General features: G+C 70.9%; 19 protein-coding genes. 9 read left to right on the forward strand and 10 right to left on the reverse strand.

Annotated elements, in window-relative coordinates:
* Positions 1 to 147: 147 nt before the first annotated feature.
* Both MTP13_RS01070 and MTP13_RS01075 read right to left on the reverse strand, forming a co-directional pair.
* Entirely contained in the window at positions 148 to 768 is a 621-nt protein-coding gene (locus MTP13_RS01070; RefSeq protein WP_243569233.1) for a phosphatase PAP2 family protein, read from the reverse strand.
* 139 nt (positions 769 to 907) lie between these two features.
* On the reverse strand, positions 908 to 1,765 hold the full coding sequence (locus MTP13_RS01075) for a polysaccharide deacetylase family protein (protein ID WP_243569234.1): 858 nt from the start codon (positions 1,763 to 1,765) through the stop codon (positions 908 to 910).
* Between the two features lie 132 nt (positions 1,766 to 1,897).
* On the opposite strand from MTP13_RS01075, the gene MTP13_RS01080 reads away from it, so the two are divergent.
* A complete protein-coding gene (locus MTP13_RS01080; protein WP_243569235.1) occupies positions 1,898 to 3,343 on the forward strand; it encodes a carboxylesterase/lipase family protein in 1,446 nt (481 codons plus the stop codon).
* An 18-nt stretch (positions 3,344 to 3,361) separates the two neighbouring features.
* On the opposite strand, the gene MTP13_RS01085 is transcribed toward MTP13_RS01080, so the two are convergent.
* Positions 3,362 to 4,540: an FAD-dependent monooxygenase gene (locus tag MTP13_RS01085; protein WP_243569236.1), complete on the reverse strand. Its 1,179-nt coding sequence runs from the start codon at positions 4,538 to 4,540 to the stop codon at positions 3,362 to 3,364.
* A gap of 75 nt (positions 4,541 to 4,615) precedes the next feature.
* Between MTP13_RS01085 and MTP13_RS01090 the strand changes: the two genes are divergently transcribed.
* The 3 genes from MTP13_RS01090 (at position 4,616) to MTP13_RS01100 (ending at position 7,893) form a co-directional block, all read left to right on the forward strand.
* On the forward strand, positions 4,616 to 5,107 hold the full coding sequence (locus tag MTP13_RS01090) for a MarR family winged helix-turn-helix transcriptional regulator (protein ID WP_243569237.1): 492 nt from the start codon (positions 4,616 to 4,618) through the stop codon (positions 5,105 to 5,107).
* Positions 5,108 to 5,200: 93 nt separating this feature from the next.
* A complete protein-coding gene (locus MTP13_RS01095; protein ID WP_243569238.1) occupies positions 5,201 to 6,304 on the forward strand; it encodes an MBL fold metallo-hydrolase in 1,104 nt (367 codons plus the stop codon).
* 791 nt (positions 6,305 to 7,095) lie between these two features.
* Positions 7,096 to 7,893, forward strand: coding sequence for an aminoglycoside adenylyltransferase domain-containing protein (locus tag MTP13_RS01100; RefSeq protein WP_243569239.1), 798 nt, complete (start codon positions 7,096 to 7,098; stop codon positions 7,891 to 7,893).
* Here the strand turns inward: MTP13_RS01100 and MTP13_RS01105 are convergent.
* Positions 7,874 to 8,161: a hypothetical protein gene (locus MTP13_RS01105; RefSeq protein WP_243569240.1), complete on the reverse strand. Its 288-nt coding sequence runs from the start codon at positions 8,159 to 8,161 to the stop codon at positions 7,874 to 7,876. The two genes, MTP13_RS01100 and MTP13_RS01105, sit on opposite strands and share 20 nt — an antisense overlap.
* Before the next feature lie 53 nt (positions 8,162 to 8,214).
* Here MTP13_RS01105 and MTP13_RS01110 point away from each other — a divergent pair, with 53 nt between their 5' ends.
* The 5 genes from MTP13_RS01110 (at position 8,215) to MTP13_RS01130 (ending at position 13,771) form a co-directional block, all read left to right on the forward strand.
* Complete coding sequence (locus MTP13_RS01110; protein ID WP_243569241.1) at positions 8,215 to 8,898, forward strand: YoaK family protein; 684 nt, start codon at positions 8,215 to 8,217, stop codon at positions 8,896 to 8,898.
* Positions 8,899 to 9,015: 117 nt separating this feature from the next.
* On the forward strand, positions 9,016 to 10,215 hold the full coding sequence (locus MTP13_RS01115; RefSeq protein WP_243569242.1) for an extracellular solute-binding protein: 1,200 nt from the start codon (positions 9,016 to 9,018) through the stop codon (positions 10,213 to 10,215).
* Positions 10,202 to 11,797 carry a class I adenylate-forming enzyme family protein gene (locus tag MTP13_RS01120; RefSeq protein ID WP_243569243.1) on the forward strand — a complete coding sequence of 532 codons (1,596 nt, stop codon included), beginning with the start codon at positions 10,202 to 10,204 and terminating at the stop codon, positions 11,795 to 11,797. Before MTP13_RS01115 ends, MTP13_RS01120 begins: the two co-directional genes overlap by 14 nt.
* Before the next feature lie 4 nt (positions 11,798 to 11,801).
* Positions 11,802 to 12,971 (forward strand): CaiB/BaiF CoA transferase family protein, encoded by a 1,170-nt coding sequence (locus MTP13_RS01125; RefSeq protein ID WP_243569244.1) that lies wholly within the window; start codon positions 11,802 to 11,804, stop codon positions 12,969 to 12,971.
* On the forward strand, positions 12,968 to 13,771 hold the full coding sequence (locus MTP13_RS01130; protein WP_243569245.1) for an enoyl-CoA hydratase/isomerase family protein: 804 nt from the start codon (positions 12,968 to 12,970) through the stop codon (positions 13,769 to 13,771). Before MTP13_RS01125 ends, MTP13_RS01130 begins: the two co-directional genes overlap by 4 nt.
* A gap of 64 nt (positions 13,772 to 13,835) precedes the next feature.
* On the opposite strand, the gene MTP13_RS01135 is transcribed toward MTP13_RS01130, so the two are convergent.
* From MTP13_RS01135 to nrdH, 6 genes are all read right to left on the reverse strand, one after another.
* The gene (locus MTP13_RS01135) at positions 13,836 to 15,146 is read right to left on the reverse strand and encodes an MFS transporter (RefSeq protein ID WP_243569246.1); all 1,311 of its coding nucleotides are present in this window, start codon (positions 15,144 to 15,146) and stop codon (positions 13,836 to 13,838) included.
* Between the two features lie 117 nt (positions 15,147 to 15,263).
* A complete protein-coding gene (locus MTP13_RS01140; RefSeq protein WP_243569247.1) occupies positions 15,264 to 16,280 on the reverse strand; it encodes a LacI family DNA-binding transcriptional regulator in 1,017 nt (338 codons plus the stop codon).
* A gap of 109 nt (positions 16,281 to 16,389) precedes the next feature.
* The gene (gene nrdF, locus MTP13_RS01145) at positions 16,390 to 17,409 is read right to left on the reverse strand and encodes a class 1b ribonucleoside-diphosphate reductase subunit beta (protein WP_189085727.1); all 1,020 of its coding nucleotides are present in this window, start codon (positions 17,407 to 17,409) and stop codon (positions 16,390 to 16,392) included.
* A 25-nt stretch (positions 17,410 to 17,434) separates the two neighbouring features.
* Complete coding sequence (gene nrdE, locus MTP13_RS01150; RefSeq protein WP_243569248.1) at positions 17,435 to 19,540, reverse strand: class 1b ribonucleoside-diphosphate reductase subunit alpha; 2,106 nt, start codon at positions 19,538 to 19,540, stop codon at positions 17,435 to 17,437.
* A 32-nt stretch (positions 19,541 to 19,572) separates the two neighbouring features.
* Positions 19,573 to 19,992: a class Ib ribonucleoside-diphosphate reductase assembly flavoprotein NrdI gene (nrdI, locus tag MTP13_RS01155; protein WP_243569249.1), complete on the reverse strand. Its 420-nt coding sequence runs from the start codon at positions 19,990 to 19,992 to the stop codon at positions 19,573 to 19,575.
* 57 nt (positions 19,993 to 20,049) lie between these two features.
* The gene (gene nrdH / locus MTP13_RS01160; protein ID WP_189085724.1) at positions 20,050 to 20,283 is read right to left on the reverse strand and encodes a glutaredoxin-like protein NrdH; all 234 of its coding nucleotides are present in this window, start codon (positions 20,281 to 20,283) and stop codon (positions 20,050 to 20,052) included.
* Positions 20,284 to 20,473: the final 190 nt, after the last annotated feature.

Consider the following 20,473-nt stretch of genomic DNA (forward strand, 5'->3'; position numbering starts at 1 on the left):
ATCGGTCCAACGCAGGGTTGCCCGACTTCCATGAACGTCGGGCAACCCTGCGTGCACTCCGGCTCAGCGGCGCGGGGTCACGCCGCACCATCCGACCGGCCGCCCGCGGTGATGCATGCACACCCGTTCGGCCGCGTCGCGCCACCACTACTGGCGCGCCACCGTTGAACTGGCGCGCTCGCGCGGCCGCAGCAGCCACCAGACCACCGACACGACGAGCACGCCGAGCAGCGCACCCGCGGCGACATCGTGCGGGTAGTGCACCCCCTCGAGCACCCGGGCCGCCGCTGCGACGACCGCGAGGACGAGTGCGAGCCAGATCGTGACTCGGCGCTCGGCGGCCAGGGCGATCACGGCGGCGAGGGCGAAGGCGACGGTCGCGTGGTTCGAGGGGAACGACCAGTCCCCCGGCGGCGGGCAATCCGCCGCGATCCCGCTCGTCCAGCACGGCCGGCCCTGCGCGACGAGCAGTTTGATCCCCTCGCTCGCGCCGTAGGCGAGCGGCACGGCGGCGCTCGCGACACCGAACCGCAACACCCGACGGCGGTCCCGCCCGCGCAGCAGTCGGATCGCGACGACGAGCCACAGTGCGCCCAGCAGGCCGAGGGCGACGAGCGTCAGGGCGCCGATTCCCGGCAGCGCCGCTGCCGCAGCGACCGCCTCGTGCAGCCGCACCGAGAGACTGCCGGGCACGGGCAGGAGCAGGATCGCCGCGGCGAGCGCGAGCAGCACGGAGGCGGGCAGGACGAGCGGATGGCGGAGGGACATGGACTCCGACCGTACGGAGCCGGGCGGGCGGCGTCATCCGCCTCGAGTCGGCCCCCGTGTCATCCGCTGGATCGATCTGACCGCAGACCAACTCCCGAGTTGCCCGACTTTCATGAACGTCGGGCAACTCGGGAGTGGGTCAGGGGTGGTACTCGCTGCGGAAGACGTCGTTCAGCGTGACGGTGGTGAGGCCGCGGTCGACGACGATGCCGTGCAGCTGCGGGAAGACCTTCGTCACGGGGGCGAAGTTCAGGTGCCCGATCACGATGTGCTGCGGCAGGAACCACTCCCCCGCGAGGTCGACGATCTGCTGCTCCGATACGAGCCCCGAGTCGGCGAGCGAGCCGTACCAGAGCGTCGGCGTCGTGTATCCGATCGAGGCCGCCGCGGCGATGACCCGGTCGTCGTAGTAGCCGAACGGCGGCCGGAAGAACGGGCGCGCATCGACCCCGAACTTCTCGCCGAGGAAGTCGTGGGTGCGCGTCAGCTCGTCGACGATGCCCTGGTCGTCGAGGGAGGTGAGATCGGGGTGGCTCCAGGTGTGGTTCGCGAGCTGCACCTGCCCGGCGTCGACGAGCGGCCGCAGCGCGTCGGCGTTCTCCGCCCAGGAGTCGTAGCAGCCCGTGACGAAGAGCGTGAGCCGCACGCCGGTCGAGGCGGCGAACGCCGCGTACGCCGCGACCACCGCGGAGTCGGTGCCGTCGTCGGCGGTCCAGGCGAGGAGCGTGCCTTCGCCGGGCAGGCCGGTGATCGGCTCCGATGGGGCGTCGACGCGGTCGAGCACCGGCGCGGCCTGGCGGGTCTCGACGTGCACCGCGCCCGGGGCCGTACTCGGCGCAGGCCGCGGCGGCGGACCGCTCGGGGTGCTCGGCGCGGCGGCGGAGGCGGCAGGGCGCTCCGACGCGCAGGCGGCGAGCGCGGCGCTCACGAGGGCGGCGGCGCCGAAGCCGAGGACGGCGCGGCGGGATGCTCCGTCAGATTCCGCTCCGCTGCGCATGCCCACTCCCCCCGGGTGAACGGCCGACGCCCCTGTTCGCGCCGATCCTCGCACGGCGGTGCGTCGCGCCGGGGCCCCGGCGCGGCATCCCCCCGCGTACTGGGGGTGCGCCCGGCCCCCTACGCTGAGGGAATGATCGAGTCGGAGAAGCCCCGGTCCGCCAGCGCCGTCGCCGCATCGCTCTCGACGGGGGCGATCCGCGGCCTCGACGAGGGCGGGGTGCGCCGCTTCCTCGGCATCCCCTACGCGGAACCGCCCTTCGGGTCCCGCCGGTTCGCCGCGCCCGAGCCGGTCGCGCCCTGGGCGGGCGTGCGCGACGCCGAGCGGTTCGGCCCGACCGCACCGCAGTCTCCGTACCGCGGCGCGCTCGGCGAGCTGATCCACTGTCCGGTGATCGAGGGCGACGACATCCTCACCGTGAACGTGTGGGCGCCCGCGCACCCCCGGCCGACACCGGCCCCGGTGGTGCTCTGGCTGCACGGCGGCGCCCTCGAACGCGGCGCTGCGGCGCAGTCGGGCTACGACGGCACGACCTTCGCCCGCGACGGGGTCGTCTTCGTGTCGGCGAACTACCGGCTCGGGGTCGAGGGCTTCAGCGTGCTCGACGGCGCGCCCGCGAACCTCGGGCTACTCGACGCCGCCCTCGCCCTCGAGTGGGTGCACCGCGAGGTCGCGGCCTTCGGCGGAGACCCGGCCCGGATCACGATCATGGGCGAGTCGGCGGGCGGCGGGCTCGTCGCCGCCCTGCTCGCGCGGCCGGCATCCCGCCCTCTCGTCGCCGGGGCGATCATCCAGTCCGGCCCGCTCGAGGCCGTCGCGCCCGAGCGAGCGGGACGCGCCTCGGACGCGATCGCGAAGCGGCTCGGCATCCCCGCCACGCGCGACGCCTTCGCGGCGATGCCGCCCGCCGAACTGCTGCGGGCCCGCTCGGAGATCGCGGCCGGGTCGTCCCCGCTGAACGGCGCGCCGGGCTTCGCGCTCGCGATCGACCCGGCGACGCTGCCCGCCTCGCCCGTCGACGCGCTCGCCGACGCCGAGGTGCCGATCCTCATCGGCACGAACACCGACGAGTACCGGCTGTGGCTCAGCCCGGAGGCGCTCGGCGAGATCGGCTCGGTGAAGGCCTGGCTCGCCCGCCGGGTCATGCGCATCTCCGAGCGCGCCGCGCGCGCGGTGCGCCGCGCATATCCCGACGCGACGCCCGGCGAGGTGCTCGGCCAGCTCGTCACCGACCGGATGCTCCGCGCGCCCGCCACCCGACTCGCGCAGTCGCGGATCGCACCGACCTTCGTCTACGAGTTCGCCTGGCCGAGCCCGGTCCGCGAGCTGCGCGCGGCGCACGCCGTCGAGATCGCCTTCGCCTTCGACGGGTTGAACGACGAGGACGCCCTGCGGCTCAGCGGTGCGGATGCCCCGGCCGCGCTCGCCCGCGAGATGCACGCCGCCTGGGTCGCCTTCATCGCGACGGGGGACCCCGGCTGGCCGGCGTTCGCGGGCGAGCGCACGACTCGCGTCTGGGACGAGCGCTCGCAGACGGTGCCGCAGCGCCGAGCCGAGGTCGTCGACGCACTGCGGTAGCGCGAGCGCCGTCGCCCGCTACTCGGGCACGCGATGCGTGTAGAGGTGGTTGTTCCTGGTGTCGTTCACCGCGTTCTTGAGGAAGATCGGGAGCATGAGGTCGCGGACGGCCGTTGCGAACCGCGAGCCCCCGCCCTGCTTCTGGCGGCCGAGCTTGCGCGAGTAGGCGACGACCGCTTCGACGCGCGGCCGCCGCAGCCGCTCGTACTCGGCGAAGGCCGTCGCGGGGTCGGCCTCGCGGCGGAGGCAGCCCGCGAGCGTCGCCGCGTCCTCGAGCGCGAGCGAGGCGCCCTGGCCGGCGTTCGGCGAGGTGGCGTGCACCGCGTCGCCGACGGCGACGACGCGGCCCCGGTGCCATCGCGGCACGTGGGCGAGGTCGAAGATGCCGTAGGCGCCGATCTGGCCCTCGACGCCGTCGAGGATCCGCGGCACCGGGTCGGGGTCCCCCGCGTGGGCGGCGCGCAGCTCGTCGAGCCAGGCGGATGCCGGCACGCCCCTGAGCGCGGCCCGGTCCCCCTCGGCCCGGCTCGGGTTGGCGAACCAGTAGACCGTGCCGTCGTCGCGGACGAGGTAGCCGAAGAACCCGTGCTCGCCGAAGACCATGTGCTGGCGGAGCGGGGTCGGCTCGAGGCCGGGCACCCGGGCAAATCCGCCGACGCTGAGGATGCCGGTGTACGAGGGAGCCGGGGCCGACGGGTCGATCCAGCTCCGCGTGAACGAGCCGATGCCGTCGCCGCCGATCAGCACGTCGCCGCTCGCACTGGTGCCATCCGCGAAGCGGGCCGTGACGCGGCCCGCCGCCTCCTCGATGCCGTCGAGCCGTGCGCCCCAGGCGATCGGGATGCCCGCGGCGTCGACGGCCTCCCGCAGCACCTGGTGCAGCCAGGCTCGGCGGACGACGACGGAGCCGAGCTCGGGCTCGCCGGCGGGGCCGTTCGGCACGGTGCCGAGCTTGCGTCCTCGGCCGCTCCACATCTCGAGGTAGGGGCTGAGGTGGCCGTCGGCGACGAGCCGGTCGCGCAGCCCGAGCGTCTCGAGCACCGCGAGCCCGTTGCTGGCGACGTTCAGGAAGAGCCCGCCGTAGGCCTCGGGTTCGCCGCGGGATTCGTAGAGCCGCACGTTCCAGCCGGCCCGCCGCAGGAAGAGCGCCGTCGCGGGCCCGGCCACTCCGCCGCCGATGATGAGTGCCTCTGGCATGGCTCGCCTTTCGCTAGATTGGAACCCGGACAGAGTCTCGAAGTTCGAGTCTCTCTATTTTAGAGAGGTTATCAGGTGGCCGACTCCTCCTCAAGCCGCGCGGGCGCCATCGCGGAGCACGCCGAGGCGATGCGCGACTTCATGGCGCACGCCGTGCTGTTCCAGGACGCCGTGGCGCGCTCCGCCGGACTCAACGGCACCGACCTCCAGGCGCTCGGCCTGCTCCTGAGCGACGGCCCGGCCACCCCGGGCGAGCTCGCGCAGCGCACCGGCCTGACCGCCGGCGGGGCGATCACCACCATGCTCGACCGACTCGAGCGGGGCGGCTTCGTCACCCGCAGTCGGGACGCGGCGGACCGTCGGCGCGTGCTCGTGTCCGCGGTGCCTGAGGCCGTCTTCGCGGAGGTCGGGCCGGTCTACGGCGCCGTCGCGGCGCGCTGGAACGACTACCTGGACACCCTGAGCGAGGAGCAGATCCGCTTCGCCACCGAGTTCCTCGCGCGCGCCGCCGACTTCAACCGCGACGAGACCGAGCGACTGCGGCAGGGGCCCCGAGCGCGTTCCTGAGCCATCCGGCCGCGACGCGGAATCCGCGCTTGCCCAGGCCGAGGCATCCTCGCTATGGTGCTTTGGATACTGAATCCAATGGAGGATCAGCCCATGACGCCTGACGCCGGATCGCGCTCGCAGCTCACCAGACGCGGCATGCTCACCGGGGCCGCCGCGCTCGGCGCCGGCTCCCTCGCCCTCGGCGCGGAGCCCGCCGCGGCGTCTCCGCTCCGGGCGCCGCACCACCGCACCCGGGTGGTGCTCGCGGGCACCGCCGGCGGGCCGCCGCCGCAGGACGGCCGGCTCGGCATCTGCACCGCGATCGTGGTGGAGGACCGGGTCTACCTCGTCGACCTCGGACCGGGGGCCGTCACCGCCTACGCCCAGGCCGGCCTCGCGATGGAGCAGATCCGCGCGGTGTTCGTGACCCACCTGCACTCGGATCACCTCGCCGAGGTCTACAACCTGTTCTGGCTGAACTACGGCGCCCCGGGCGCGCGCGGCAACATCTCGCAGCGCGTCGACGTCTACGGCCCCGGCCCCGCCGGCGCCGCCCCCCAGGCGCCGGGCGCCCCCGTGCAGCAGCCGGACGCGCCGACACCCGGGCTCACCGACTTCCTGCGCACCGCGGTCGCCGCGACCGCCTACGACCTGAACACGCGGATGGCGGAGAGCCGCAAACCGGACATCTGGAACGTGATCGCCCCGCACGACCTCGAGCTGCCCGACGTCGGCGCGAGCACGACGAACCGGGTACCGGCGATGGAGCCGTTCGAGATCCTCGACGACGGCTACGTGCGCGTCAGCGCCATCCTGGTCGACCACCCGCCGGTCTTCCCCTCCTTCGCCTTCCGCTTCGACACCGCCGACGGCTCGGTCGTGGTGAGCGGCGACACGGCCCCCTCGGACAACCTCGTCCGACTCGCCCAGGGCGCGGACGTGCTCGTGCACGAGGCGTACGACCACGACTACTTCGCGGCGATCAACCCGCGCCTCGCCGAGACGTTCTCGCGCACGCACACGCGGTCCGAGCAGCTCGGCGAGCTCGCGACGCGAGCCGGCGTCGGCACGCTCGTGCTGAGCCACCTCGTGCCCGCCGGCATCCGCGAGGTGCGCGACGCCGTCTGGAAGCGCAAGGCGCGCACCGGATTCCGCGGCGAGGTCGTCGTGGGCCGCGACGGCGACGCGATCGGGGTCGGGAAGAAGCGGAAGTAGGGTCGGTCGTTTAGTGTTTCCACCTCAGGCGCAATTGCCTCTAAACTTTCTCTCACACCCGACCCGAAAAGGGGTCGTGGACGAGCGGAAAGTCGAAGCAGAGCAAGAACCTGGAGCGGCGACATCCAAGCTCAGCAGACCGGCGACTACGGCCCCAGAGGGGCGGGTGAATGCAGGCTCCCAGCCAGTCCGGGCGCGCGAGCGAGAGATATGAGCCGGAGGCGGAGGCAACGTGGACCTGATGGCTGAACTCCGTCGCATCGCTCGGGAGCATCCCGTCCCATTCTGGGCAGGAGCTGCCCTGATGCTGTCCTGCACCGTGCTCGCCCTCTTCAGCCTCTAGGCGCAGAGGCAATCTCCGAGCCAGGGTGAACGGTGCCTGCGAGTTCGGCGATCTCCAGATCTTCTGCAGTGCGTGGCAGCGGATGAATCGCGAGAACAACCCGCTCCGATGGAACCGACGTCGTCCACCGCAGCTCGCCCTCCACATTCGATCTGAGGTCGAGGCACCGGGAAAGGCGGACCGAGCTATCGAGATGTTCGACCAGGAGACGGACGGCCCGACTCGCAGCACTGAGCTGAGCTGAGCTGAGCTGAGCTGAGCTGAGCTGACGAAGAGTGACCACTACCTCCGTCGTAGTGCCACTGCCGGACCGCCCGCACGTGACCGCCGGACCAGCGCTGCCGATCAGGCGGGCCTGGCCACGCGATCGGGGTCGGGAAGCGGAAGTAAGGATCTGCCGTCAGCGGAAATCATCCAGGCCGGTCGGTCGGTTTGTTAGCGTCGGAGGATGGACGGACTCCTCGAACCCGTGCTCGCCCACCTCGATCGTGCTGTGCCGGGTGAGTTCGCCGGTGTCTACCTGTACGGCTCGTCCGTGTCGGGCGGCCTCAGGCCCGACAGCGACATCGACCTCCTGGTGCTGACGAGGCGCTCGCTGACGACGAGCGAACGCGAGGAGCTGACCCGCGTGCTGCTCGACTCCTCCGGCTGGTCGGGGCACGCCGACACGTTCCCCGAGGCGGCCGAGGGGCGCTCGCTCGAACTCACCTGCGTGGTGATCGGGGCGGATGGCCGCTGGCCCGAGCCGGCGGTGCACGACTACCAGTTCGGCGAGTGGCTGCGCGCCGAGCTCGCGGCCGGCTCGGTGCTGGAGCCCACCGTCGACCCCGACGTGCCGATCCTGCTCGCGACCGCGCAGACCGCGCACCGCGTGCTGCGCGGCGCGCCGCTCGCCGAGATCGTCCAGCCCGTGCCGATGTCCGCGCTCACCGACGCGATGCTCGGGATCATCCCCGACATCCTCGAGGAGATCGTCGGCGACGAGCGCAACACGCTGCTCGCCTTCGCGCGCATCGTCACGACCCTGCGCACCGGGGGCGAGATCGTGCCGAAGGATGTCGCGGCCGCCGCCGTGGCGGCGACGCTCCGTCCCGCCGACCGGGCGCTCATGGACCGCGCGAGGGACGGCTACCTCGGCGTCGCGCCCGACGATTGGACCGGCCTCGGCGACGAGGTCACCGCGCTCTCGCACGCGCTCGCGCGGCAGGCGGCGGAGCTCGCCGCTGCTACGCCGGCACGCGATTGAGCAGCACGTACCCGTCTGGCACCGCCGCTTCGAGGGCGGCGTTCGCCGTCGCGTAGTCGGGACCCTCCGCCTCGATCGCCTCGACCCGGTCCGGCCGGATGACGCCCTTCGCGGTGGTCACCCCCTCCTTCATGGAGAAATGCGCCTGCACGAGCACGTGCCCGGCCGGAACGAGCGCGACGAGCGCGTCGTACGCGGAGCCGCGGTCGTGCCCCTCGGCGACGAGTTCCGTCGTGGCGGTGGGGCGGATGGTTCCGGTGAGGCGCATGCTTCGAGCCTACGCTCGCCCACTGGCGAGCCTGGCCAGCGGTAGCCTGACGGATGACGCGGAACGGAGGACGAGTGCGGGAGGTCTCGCGGAGCGGCATCGCGCTCTCCGTCGCGCTCGGACTCGTCGCCGGCTACGTCGACGCCGTGGGCTTCATCGAGACGGGCGGGCTGTTCGTCTCCTTCATGAGCGGCAACTCGACGCAGGCCGGAGTCGAGCTCTGGGACGTCGGACTCGCCGACGCCCTGCTGCCGCTGGCGCTCGTCGCGGCCTTCGTCGTCGGCGTCGCCCTCGGCGGCGTATTCGGCGCACACGGCACGAGGCGCGCCTGGATCGTCGCCGCAGCCGCTGCAGCCGTCGCCGCGGCCGCCGCGTTCGGCCTCGCCGATCCCGATGCCGCCTGGAGGTTCGGCCTCCTCGCCGCTGCGATGGGCGCACTCAACACCCTGTTCCTCGCCGAGGGCCGTGCACGCGTCGCGATCACCTACGCGACCGGCACGCTCGTGAGCCTGGGCCTCGCGCTCGCGGCGCTCGTCACCGGGCGGTCCCGCACGGCGTGGCGGCGCCCGCTGCTGCTCTGGGGGTCCCTGGCCGGCGGCGCCGTCATCGGTGCGGCCGTGCACCGCGCGCTCGGCGGGTTCGCCCTCCTGGCCGCGGCGGCGGGGCTCGTGGCGATCGCGGCCATGCTCGCGGTCGCGCGGGCGCGGCGGGCCGGCGAGGCTCCGAGCGCCGGCTGACCCGCCGCCTGGGCCCGCCGGCGCCGGCGCATCCATCGGCGCATCCATCGACGCATTCCGATTGATAAAACGTGTTACTTTACGTAGAAGGCCGACGAGGACGAGGGAGTCGCAGGAGTGCAGACCAGTGTCACGGAGAACCCAGCCAGCTCGACGACGGTGCTGCGCGGGATCACCTGGGACCATCCGCGGGCCGTGGACTCGATCGAGCGCACGAGCGCGGCGTTCCAGGCGGAGCGGCCCGAGCTCCGCCTGCACTGGGACGCGCGACCGCTCCACGAGTTCGAAGAGGTGCCGCTGCAGCTCCTCGCGGCCGACTACGACCTGCTCGCGATCGACCATCCGTTCGTCGGCGATGCCGTGGCGAGCGGCGCGTTGGCCCCGCTCTCGTCGCTCGTGCCGCACGCCGAACTGGGCTCCAGCGGCGAGCGCTTCGTCGGCCACAGCCTCGCGAGCTACGAGTGGCGGGGCGAGTACTACGCCCTCCCGGTGGACGCCGCCTGCATGGTCGGAGCAGCCAGGGCGGGCGCGCTCGCGGAAGGCGATCACCCTCGCCGATGGGCGCAGGTCGTCGGGCTCCTCCAGGAGCTCGGCCCCGAACGCGCCCTCCTGACGGCGAACCCCACCCACCTCTGGGGCACCTTCCTGTCCCTCTGCGAGGCGCACCGACCAGGCCTCCAGCCGGACTTCGAATCGGGTCCGGCCTGGTGGACGGCGGCGGGCATCGCGGCCGAGGTCGGCGTCCCCGCCCTCGAGCTGCTCAGGGAGCTCACCGCGCTGACCTCGCCCCGCTCCTTCCACCTCGACCCGGTGCAGGTGCTCGACGAGCTGTCCGGCGACGGCGCCGCGGTGTACTGTCCATCGGTGTTCATCTACTCCACCTACGCCCACGATCGCCCCGGACGGGCGCGCGTCGCGTTCCACGACGCCCCGAGCCTCGACGGCGAGCCCGTGGGCACCCTCACCGGGGGCGTGGGGCTCGGCGTCTCCCGATCCTCGCGCGCCCCGAAGGATGCCGCGCGCTTCGTCGCCTTCGCGACGAGCGACGCGGTGCAGCGCGGCGTATACGCCGGCGCGGGCGGGCAGCCGGCGACCGTGTCCGCCTGGCACGACGAGCGGGTGAACGCCGCGGCAGGCGGGCTCTACCGAGCGACGTCGAAGACGATGCAGCGCTCGTTCGTGCGTCCGCGCCGACGCGGCTACCCCGCGTACCAGCGGGCGGCGGCGCACACGATCCACGAGCTGATGCGAGCGCGCACCGGCGCACCCGACATCCTGACGGCGCTCAATCGACTGTGGGCCGATGTCGCGCACTAGCGCGACCGGCGTCGCGCAGCTGCTCGGCGACTGCTACGAGGCGCACTCGGACGATCCCGCGCTGCGCTGGGGCGAGCGCTGGTTCAGCTTCGCCGAGGTCGCGGCCATCGCCGCCGGCATCGCCGCCCGCCTCCGAGATGCCGGCGCGGCGCCGGGCGATCGCGTGGTCGTGCACCTCGATACCGGCCCGCTGGCCCGCGCGGTGGATCACGCCCTGCTCGGCCACGGATTCGTGCGCGTCGCCCTGAGCTCCCGGCTCCATCCGCACGAGGTCGCGGCGATCGCCGCGGACGCGGAGGCGGCGATCGTGATCTGCGAGGCCGCCCGCGCCGACGAGCTTCGCGCCGCCTTCGCCTCCGCGCCGTGCCGAGCGCGCATCGTGACCTTCGACGACGGCGACGCGATCCCGAGCCGCCTCCTCGAGGCGGCGACTCCGGCCCCGCTCCTCCCCCGCGCCTCCGACGATCCGCTGATGCTGATGTACAGCTCCGGCACGACGGGCGCACCCAAGGGGGTGGTCGTGACCGACGCCACCTGGCTCGCGCAGCTCGGTCGCGCGGTCGCGCAGCTGCCCCCGATCACTCGTGACGACGTCGTGGTCCTGGCCGCGCCGATGGCCCACTTCGGCGGGTCGATCGGACTCGACTGCATGCTGCGGGGCGCGCGCACCGTCGTCGTCGACCCCTTCGAGCCGCACCGGGTGCTCGACGCGATCGAAGCGCATCGGGGCACCGTGGTGCCGCTCGTGCCCACGCTGCTCGGCCGACTGGTCGATGCGCTGCCCGGTCGCGACGAGGCCGTCGCCTCGGTCCGAGCGGTCCCCTACGGCGGCTCGCCGGTCCCCACCGATGTGCTCGTCCGCGCGGCCCGGTACTTCCCCCGTTCGCTCGTGCAGTTCTACGGGCTCGCCGAGGCGCTGGCGCCGCTGACGGTGCTCTCCCCCGACGACCACCGCCGCGCGGCCCGCCGGCTCGCCGGCTCCCCCGACGACGCGGCGGCCCGAGCCCGCCTGCAGTCGGCCGGACGCTGGACGCCGGGGATCGAGCACCGGATCGTCGACGACGAGCTCCAGGTGCGCGGCGATACGGTCATGCGCGGGTACTGGCGGCGCGACGCGCTCACCGCCTCGGCACTGGAAGACGGCTGGTTCCGCACCGGGGATCTCGGCGAGACGGATGCCGAGGGCTATCTCCACCTCCGCGGTCGCCGCTCCGAGCTCATCATCTCGGGCGGCTTCAACATCCACCCGCGCGAGGTCGAACAGGTCATCGAGCAGCTGCCGGGCATCGCCGAGGTCGCGGTGCTCGGGCTCCCGGACGAGCGGTGGGGCGAAGCGGTCCACGCCGTCGTGGTCCTCGAGCCCGGCTCCGCCGGCGATCCCCCGAGGCATCCCGACGACCTCGCCCGAGCGGTGCGCGAGGCGTGCCTCGCGCGCATCGCGTCGTACAAGAAGCCCGTCGGCATCCACGTGCTCCCCGCCATCCCCAGGAACAGCTTCGGCAAGGTCGACCGCGCCGCGATCCGCGCGCGGTTCGGCTCCGCCGAGGACCGCACCCCCGTACCACCCCCAGAACGGAGATAGCCGCATGCAGGCACTCGATGGAATCCGCGTCCTCGACTTCACCCAGATGATGCTCGGGCCCTTCGGCACCCAGATCCTCGGCGACCTCGGCGCCGACGTCATCAAGGTGGAACGCCCGGAGGGCGAGTGGGAGCGCTCGCTCGAGATGATGGGGGCGCTCGTCGACGGCGAATCCGCCGCCTACCTCGCGATGAACCGGAACAAGCGCTCGCTCGCCCTGGACCTCAAGCACCCGCTGGCCCGCACGGCGCTCCTCGAGCTCGGCAAGAGCTGCGACGTGGTCGTCGAGAACTTCCGGCCCGGAGTGCTCGCGCGGCTCGGGCTCGGCTACGAGGACTTCGCGGCCGTCAAGCCCGACATCATCTACGCCTCCGGCTCGGGCTGGGGCCAGGACACCGTCTTCGCCCGCGAGAGCCGCCCCGGCCAGGACCTGCTCATCCAGGCGATGTCGGGCCTCGCGGCCGCCGGCGGCCGTCGCTCCGACCCGCCGACGCCGGCCGGGACGGCGATCGTCGACCACGCCACCGCGCTCACGCTCGCGAACGGCATCCTCGCCGCCCTCATCGCCAGGAACACGCACGGGATCGGGCAGCGCGTCGAGGTCGACCTGTACTCGACGGCCATCGCCATGCAGTGCCAGGAGATCTCGACCTTCGTGAACCAGGGGGCGGACTACGAACGCTCGGAAGCGGGCGTCGGGCAGGCCTGGCTCTCGGCGCCGTTCGGGATCTACGAGGCCCGGGACGGCTGGCTCGCGATCGCGATGGCGTCGCTGCCGGCGGTCTCGGCGGCGGTGCCGGAGGTGCAGTTCGGCTCGCTCGACCCGTGGTCGGATCGAGACGAGGTCAAGCACCGCCTGGAGGCGGTGACCCGGACGCAGCCGGTGCAGCACTGGCTCGACACGCTGGGGGCGAGCGGGCTCTGGGCGGCGCGGGTGCGCAGCACGCGCGAGGCCGTCGACGAGTTGCGCGAGCACGGTTCGGAGCTGATCGTCACCGTGGACGGCCCGGGCGGCAGCCCGATCGAGCTGATCGGCTCGGCGATCCGCCTCAGTGCGACGCCGTGGCGTCAACGACTCGCTCCCCCGCGGGTCGGCGAGCACTCCGCCGACATCCTGAGCGAAGTCCTCACCCCTCAGGAGATCGACGAGCTGCTCGGCGGAGCGTCCTCGTGAGCGCCGCGACCGGCGAGACGGCCGTGCACCCGAACCTCCTCGTCCGGGACGACGGACATGTCCGCGTGCTGCGCATCGATCGCGAGGACAAGCTCGGCGCGTTCTCGAGCACGCTGGTCCAGGCGATCGGCTCGGAGCTCGCCCGCATCCGACAGTCCCCCTCTGTGCGGGTCGTCGTGCTCACGGGGACCGGCCGGGGCTTCGTCGCGGGCGCGGACATCGAGGAGTACGCGAACGCGGGGGTCGAGGAGTTCGCCGAGTACCAGCGCCGCTCCCGCGCGGTCTTCGACGACCTCGCCCGCCTGCCGCAGGCGACGATCGCCGCGGTGAACGGCTACGCGTTCGGCGGCGGCTTCGAGATCGCCCTCTGCTGCGACTTCATCGTCGCGGCCGCCACCGCGAAGTTCGGCCTGCCCGAGATCAAGCTCGGGCTCATCCCGGGCGGCGGCGGCCCGCAGCGCCTGGTGCGCGAGATCGGCGCCCGCTGGACGAAGGAGCTCGTGCTGACCGGCCGCAGCGTCACCGCCCAGGAGGCCCACGAACGCGGCATCGTCACCAGCGTGTTCGAGCGCGAGGCGCTGGCGGACGAGACGATGGCGTTCGCTCGCGCACTGGCCGCGCAACCGCGGAACGCCCTGCGCGAGGCGAAGCAGGTCATCGATTCCGGGCGCTCGCAGGATCTGGAGACCGCGCTGTCGGCCGACCAGCTCGCACTCGCGCGCCTGTTCGACTCCGCCGACGGCGCCGAGGGGATCCGCGCGTTCGTCGAGAAGCGGCCGCCGCGGTTCGACGCCAGGTAGCGCGCGCGAGGACGCCCCCGGAACTCCAGTTCCGGGGGCGTCCTCATTCTGACTGGGGCCTCGCTCAGCGCACCGTCGCCGCGACGGGCGCAGCGGCGGCCCGACGGCCCTTCTTCCGCATGTGGACCGCGATCCCGATCAGCCCGGCGACCGCGATGAGCTCGAGGACCACCAGGTAGAGGGCGGGTGCGATCAGCAGCCCCGTCGAATCGATCAGCGCGATCACGATGTACGGCGCGAAGCCGCCGAAGGCGGCGTTCGCGACGGCGTACACGATGCCGAGGTAGGTCGCCCGCACGTTGTCGGGCGTCAGCTCCGCCAGCATCGCGGGGGTCGGTCCGGCGACGAGGCCGAGCGCGGCGGCGAACAGCAGGATCGCCGCGCCGACGGCCGGCACGGAGCCCTCGATCAGCAGCAGATAGCAGGGCACGGCGAGGACCGCGAGCGCGATCGCGCCGGCGAGCATCACCTTCCAGCGGTCAAAGCGGTCCGACAGCCAGCCGCCCAGCACGATGAAGCCCGCGTAGACGGTGAGTCCGCAGAGCGACGCCGTCAGCCCGGCCGAGATCGGCCGCTCCAGGACGCCGTTGAAGAAGGTCGGCAGGAACTGCAGCGTCACGTAGCCGCCGGCCGTCCAGGAGACGATGGCCGCGGTGCCGGCGATGATCATCCGCCAGTTGCTGCGGAACACGTCCGCGATCGGGCTCTTCGCAACCTCGCCGCTCTCCTGGAGTTCGACGAACGCGGGCGTCTCGTCGATGTGCCGGCGGATGTACCAGCCGATGACGCCGAGCGGGAGCGCGATGAGGAACGGGATGCGCCAGCCGAAGTCGTTCAGGAACTCCTCGCTCATCCAGGAGGTCAGCGCCGCGCCGAGACCGGCCGAGACCGCGAGGGCGGCGACGATGCTGGCCGGCTGCGCCGACCCCATCAGGCCGCGGCTGCGGGTGCCGGCGTGCTCGAAGAGCAGCGACGCCGCGCCGCCGAACTCGCCGCCGGCGGAGAAGCCCTGGATGAGCCGGAGCAGCGTCAGGAGGATCGGCGCCCACACGCCGATCTGCTCGAACGACGGCAGGAGCCCCATGACGAAGGTGGCGCCGGCCATGGTCAGGATCACGAACGACAGCACCCAGCGGCGGCCGAGCCGGTCGCCGAAATGGCCGAAGACGAACGCGCCGATGGGACGGATCACGAAGGCGGCGCCGAACACGCCGAGCGTCGCGAGCAGGCCGACGAGCCCCTCGGCCTCGGGGAAGAAGACCCGGGCGAGGATCGGCGAGAAGTAGCCGTAGATCGCGAAGTCGTACCATTCGACGAAGTTCCCAGCGGCCGCCGCCGCGACGATCTTGCCCCTGCCGGAGGGTTTTGCTGACACAGTTGGTCTCCTTTGACTGCGAAGCGCGCACGGAGGCTCCCGGGTGGTCGAGCTCCGTTAGTAACACGATTTACCTGACTGTATGGCAGAGCTCTCAGCGCTGTCAACCGAGGGCCGCTACCGCTCGGAGACGGGCGCCGTCGACTCGCGGATCACCAGCTCGGGAGCGGGATCGACGACGGTCGACGTCTCCTCGACCTGCTCGCCGCCGATGAGCTGGAACACGACGTCGACCGCCCGCACGCCCAGCTCGGTCAGCGCGAGCCGCACGACCGTCAGCGCCGGCGTCACGAATCCCGTGAAGCTCATGTCGTGGAACCCGATGATCGAGAGCTCCCGCGGGACCGCGAGCCCCAGCTCGGCGGCGGCCCGCATCGCCCCCAGCGCGGCCGTCGCGTTGTGGACCGCGACCGCGGTCGGCAGCGGACCGCGCGACGCCATCCGATGCAGCCCCGAGCGCCCGCTCTCGAGGGTGTGCCCGCCGTTCTCGATCCAGTTCGCCTCACTGCGGAGCCCGGCATCCCGAAGCGCCGCCTCGTGCCCCGCCAGACGGTCGATGCGCCGATGCGTGTCGCCGTCGAGCGTCAGCACGCCGATGTCGCGGTGCCCGAGCGAGATCAGGTGCTCGGTCGCCATCCTGGCAGCCGCGGCGTCGTCGAGGCTGACGCTGTGCACCCCCGGCGCGCGGTCGTTCACGACGACGGTCGGAAGCGCGGATGACGCGGCTCGGAGCACCGCCTCGTCCGCCCTGGTGCCCGCCGGGAGGAACACGAGCCCGTCGATCGCCTTGCTCGTGATCATCCGGCTGAACGCCGACGCGTCCCGGTGCAACTCGTCGACGTCGGCGAGCATCAGCACCGACTCGTGCGAGGCGACCGCCGTCTGGGCACCGGCGATGATCTCGCTGTACACCGGGTTGCTGATGTCGTGCACCGCGAGGCCGACGGCGCCCGCCTTGGCGTGGCGAAGGGCCCTCGCCGCGTGGTTCGGGATGTACTGCAAGCGAGCGGCGGCGCTGAGGACCCGCTCGCGGGTCTCCGGACGCACGGTCAGCGTCGGGTCCTCGTTGAGGATGCGGGACACGACCGCGTGCGTCACCCCCGCCTCACGCGCAACATCCTTGATCGTCGGCATAGCACTCGGAGTCTAACCAGCTCCGCGCCCCACCGGCGACGACCGGCGCCGACACGACGAGGGGGCGGATGCCGAAGCATCCGCCCCCTCGTTCGCGAGAAGCAGGGAGTTAGAAGTCCCAGTCCTCGTCCTCGGTGTTGACCGCCTTGCCGATGACGTACGACGAGCCCGACCCGCTGAAGAAGTCGTGGTTCTCGTCGGCGTTCGGCGACAGCGCCGAGAGGATCGCCGGGTTCACGTCGGTGACCGACTTGGGGAACATCGGCTCGTAGCCGAGGTTCATGAGCGCCTTGTTGGCGTTGTAGTGCAGGAACTTCTTGACGTCCTCGGTGAGACCGACGCCGTCGTAGAGGTCCTGCGTGTACTGCACCTCGTTGTCGTAGAGCTCGTAGAGCAGCGAGAAGGTGTAGTCCTTGATGTCCTCGCGCTCGGCCTCGCTCACGAGCTCCAGCCCGCGCTGGAACTTGTAGCCGATGTAGTAGCCGTGCACGGCCTCGTCGCGGATGATGAGGCGGATGAGGTCGGCCGTGTTGGTGAGCTTCGCCCGGCTCGACCAGTACATCGGCAGGTAGAAGCCGGAGTAGAACAGGAAGCTCTCGAGCAGGGTCGAGGCGACCTTGCGCTTGAGGGGCGAGTCGCCGCGGTAGTACTCCATCACGATGGAGGCCTTCTTCTGCAGGTTCTCGTTCTCGACCGACCAGCGGAACGCGTCGTCGATCTCCTTCGTCGAGCAGAGCGTCGAGAAGATCGAGGAGTAGCTCTTCGCGTGCACCGACTCCATGAAGGCGATGTTGGTGTACACGGCCTCCTCGTGCGGGGTCAGCGAGTCGGGGATGAGCGAGACCGCGCCGACGGTGCCCTGGATCGTGTCGAGCAGGGTGAGGCCGGTGAAGACCCGCATCGTGAGCTGCTGCTCCTCGGGCGTCAGCGTGTTCCACGACTGGATGTCGTTCGACAGCGGCACCTTCTCGGGCAGCCAGAAGTTGTTCACCAGGCGGTTCCAGACCTCGAGGTCCTTGTCGTCCTGGATCTTGTTCCAGTTGATCGCGTTGACGTGGTCGACGAGCTTGATCTTGCCGGCGTGCGCCGGGTCGTTCTTCGCGGAGTTGACCGGATCGGTGAGAGTCATCGGTGGGGGTCCTTCGTTCCAGCCGTTAGAGCGTGCAGCTCACGCACATGTCGAGCTCGGTGCCCTCGAGGGCCATCTGCCGCAGGCGGATGTAGTAGATGGTCTTGATGCCCTTCTTCCACGCGTAGATCTGCGCCTTGTTGATGTCGCGGGTCGTCGCGGTGTCCTTGAAGAAGAGGGTGAGCGAGAGGCCCTGGTCGACGTGCTGCGTCGCCGCGGCGTAGGTGTCGATGACCTTCTCGTAGCCGATCTCGTACGCGTCCTGGTAGTACTCCAGGTTGTCGTTCGTCATGAAGGCGGCCGGGTAGTACACGCGCCCGAGCTTGCCCTCCTTGCGGATCTCGATCTTCGAGGCGATCGGGTGGATCGACGCCGTCGAGTTGTTGATGTACGAGATCGAGCCGGTCGGCGGCACCGCCTGCAGGTTCTGGTTGTAGATGCCGTGCTCCTGGATGGAAGCCTTGAGCTCGCGCCAGTCGTCCTGCGTGGGGATGTGCACGCCGGAGTCGGCGAACATGCCCGCCACCTTCTCGGTCGCCGGCACCCACGCCTGCTCGGTGTACTTGTCGAAGAACTCGCCCGAGGCGTACTTCGAGTCGGCGAAGCCCTCGAACACCTCGCCGCGCTCGATCGCGATCGTGTTCGAGGCGCGCAGCGCGTGGAACAGCACCGTGTAGAAGTAGATGTTCGTGAAGTCGACGCCCTCTTCGGAACCGTAGAAGACGCGCTCGCGGGCGAGGTAGCCGTGCAGGTTCATCTGGCCGAGGCCGATGGCGTGCGACTTGTCGTTGCCGTCCTCGATGGAGCGCACCGAGGTGATGTGGCTCTGGTTCGACACCGAGGTGAGGCCGCGGATCGCGGTCTCGACCGTCTTGCCGAAGTCGGGCGAGTCCATCGTCAGGGCGATGTTCAGCGAGCCGAGGTTGCAGCTGATGTCCTTGCCGATGACGTTGTAGGAGAGGTCCTCGTGGTACGTCGTCGGCGTGTTCACCTGCAGGATCTCGCTGCACAGGTTCGACATGTTGATGCGGCCCTTGATCGGGTTCGCCGCGTTCACCGTGTCCTCGAAGACGATGTACGGGTAGCCCGACTCGAACTGGATCTCGGCGAGGGTCTGGAAGAACTCGCGCGCGTTGATCTTGGTCTTCTTGATGCGCGCGTCGTTCACCATGTCGCGGTAGTTCTCGGTGAGCGGCACGTCGCCGAAGGGCTTGCCGTAGACCTTCTCGACGTCGTACGGCGAGAACAGGTACATGTCCTCGTTGTTCTTCGCGAGCTCGAAGGTGATGTCGGGCACGACGACGCCGAGGGAGAGCGTCTTGATGCGGATCTTCTCGTCGGCGTTCTCGCGCTTGGTGTCGAGGAAGCGCATGATGTCGGGGTGGTGCGCCGAGAGGTACACCGCGCCGGCGCCCTGACGCGCGCCGAGCTGGTTGGCGTAGCTGAAGCTGTCCTCCAGCAGCTTCATCACGGGGATGATGCCGGAGGACTGGTTCTCGATCTGCTTGATCGGCGCGCCCGACTCGCGGATGTTCGAGAGCAGCAGCGCCACGCCGCCGCCGCGCTTGGAGAGCTGCAGCGCCGAGTTGATGCCGCGGGCGATCGACTCCATGTTGTCCTCGATGCGGAGGAGGAAGCAGGAGACGAGCTCGCCGCGCTGGGCCTTGCCCGTGTTGAGGAAGGTCGGCGTGGCCGGCTGGAAGCGGCCGGCGATGATCTCCTCGACGAGGTCAAGCGCGAGCTGCTCGTCGCCGCGGGCGAGCCCGAGCGCGGTCATCACGACGCGGTCCTCGAAGCGCTCGAGGTAGCGCTTGCCGTCGAAGGTCTTGAGCGTGTAGCTCGTGTAGTACTTGAACGCGCCGAGGAAGGTCTCGAAGCGGAACTTCTTCGAGTAGGCGAAGTCGTTGAGCTTCTGGATGAACTCGAACGAGTACTCGTCGAGGACGGCCTGCTCGTAGTACTCCTTCTCGACCAGGTAGTCGAGCCGCTCCTTCAGCGAGTGGAAGAAGACGGTGTTCTGGTTGACGTGCTGGAGGAAGTACTCGCGCGCCGCCTCGCGGTCCTTCTCGAACTGGATCTCGCCGTTCGGGCCGTAGAGGTTCAGCATGGCGTTGAGGGAGTGGTAGTCCATTCCGCTCGACCCCCGGGGCGCCTCGATCAGAGCTACGCCGTCAGTCGTTGCCGCTGTGCTTGCCAAAATGCGTCCAATCCCTCGTCGACGGCGCGAACGTCGTCTGGTGTTCCGAATACTTCAAAGCGGTAGAGATGCGGCACGGCGCACTTGGCGGCGATGATGTCGCCGGCCAGGCAGTAGCCCGTGCCGAAATTGGTGTTGCCTGCGCCGATGACGCCGCGGATGAGCGCCCGGTTCGCCGGGTCGTTCAGGAAGCGGATGACCTGCTTCGGGACGGCGCCATTGCCGTCGCCTCCGCCGTAGGTCGGCACGACGAGCACGAACGGCTCGTCGGCGTGGAGCGGCTCATCGCGGGCGTACAGCGGGATGCGGTCGGCCGGACGGCCGAGCTTCTCCATGAAGCGCTGCGTGTTGCCCGAGACGCTCGAGAAGTAGACCAGGTTCGTCATGTCCCCTCCCTCACGTCGTGCGCGGCCGGATCTCGTGGAGCTCACCGACCGCCATGACTACGCGAGGCGGGCGGCCAGCTCGTCGATCTTGTCGGGACGGAAGCCCGACCAGTGGCCGTCGTCGGTGATGACGACCGGGGCCTGCAGGTAGCCGAGCTCTTTCACCTGCGCGAGCGCCTGCTCGTCGACAGAGAGGTCGAGCACTTCGTACTCGATGCCCTTGCTGTCGAGGGCGCGATACGTCGCGTTGCACTGCACGCAGGAAGGCTTGGTGTAGACCGTGACCGTCATGGTTTCCCCTCGTTCTCTCGAGCCCCTCGGGGAGCTCGCCCCCGGTTTCTAGCTGGTGTCTTCGATACTACATCTTGTGTTCACCCAGCGGGGCGGCCACAACATGCTGTAGTTACATTCGTGTAGTTATCCACGGGGTTATCCACGGGATTTCCCCAGCCCGGCTGACTCGGATCGGCGGAAATCCGCC

This window comes from Agromyces soli (assembly GCF_022811605.1).
GTDB lineage: Bacteria > Actinomycetota > Actinomycetes > Actinomycetales > Microbacteriaceae > Agromyces > Agromyces soli.

What these genes read in the sequence shown, in the direction of transcription:
- MTP13_RS01070 (WP_243569233.1), bottom strand. Translation starts at nt 768, where the DNA reads ATGTCCCTCCGCCATCCGCTCGTCCTGCCCGCCTCCGTGCTGCTCGCG.
- MTP13_RS01110 (WP_243569241.1), top strand. Translation starts at nt 8,215, where the DNA reads ATGACGCGGAACGGAGGACGAGTGCGGGAGGTCTCGCGGAGCGGCATC.
- MTP13_RS01120 (WP_243569243.1), top strand. Translation starts at nt 10,202, where the DNA reads ATGTCGCGCACTAGCGCGACCGGCGTCGCGCAGCTGCTCGGCGACTGC.
- MTP13_RS01125 (WP_243569244.1), top strand. Translation starts at nt 11,802, where the DNA reads ATGCAGGCACTCGATGGAATCCGCGTCCTCGACTTCACCCAGATGATG.
- MTP13_RS01085 (WP_243569236.1), bottom strand. Translation starts at nt 4,540, where the DNA reads ATGCCAGAGGCACTCATCATCGGCGGCGGAGTGGCCGGGCCCGCGACG.
- MTP13_RS01100 (WP_243569239.1), top strand. Translation starts at nt 7,096, where the DNA reads ATGGACGGACTCCTCGAACCCGTGCTCGCCCACCTCGATCGTGCTGTG.
- nrdI (WP_243569249.1), bottom strand. Translation starts at nt 19,992, where the DNA reads ATGACGAACCTGGTCTACTTCTCGAGCGTCTCGGGCAACACGCAGCGC.
- MTP13_RS01105 (WP_243569240.1), bottom strand. Translation starts at nt 8,161, where the DNA reads ATGCGCCTCACCGGAACCATCCGCCCCACCGCCACGACGGAACTCGTC.
- MTP13_RS01140 (WP_243569247.1), bottom strand. Translation starts at nt 16,280, where the DNA reads ATGCCGACGATCAAGGATGTTGCGCGTGAGGCGGGGGTGACGCACGCG.
- MTP13_RS01075 (WP_243569234.1), bottom strand. Translation starts at nt 1,765, where the DNA reads ATGCGCAGCGGAGCGGAATCTGACGGAGCATCCCGCCGCGCCGTCCTC.
- MTP13_RS01095 (WP_243569238.1), top strand. Translation starts at nt 5,201, where the DNA reads ATGACGCCTGACGCCGGATCGCGCTCGCAGCTCACCAGACGCGGCATG.
- nrdE (WP_243569248.1), bottom strand. Translation starts at nt 19,540, where the DNA reads ATGGACTACCACTCCCTCAACGCCATGCTGAACCTCTACGGCCCGAAC.
- MTP13_RS01080 (WP_243569235.1), top strand. Translation starts at nt 1,898, where the DNA reads ATGATCGAGTCGGAGAAGCCCCGGTCCGCCAGCGCCGTCGCCGCATCG.
- nrdF (WP_189085727.1), bottom strand. Translation starts at nt 17,409, where the DNA reads ATGACTCTCACCGATCCGGTCAACTCCGCGAAGAACGACCCGGCGCAC.
- nrdH (WP_189085724.1), bottom strand. Translation starts at nt 20,283, where the DNA reads ATGACGGTCACGGTCTACACCAAGCCTTCCTGCGTGCAGTGCAACGCG.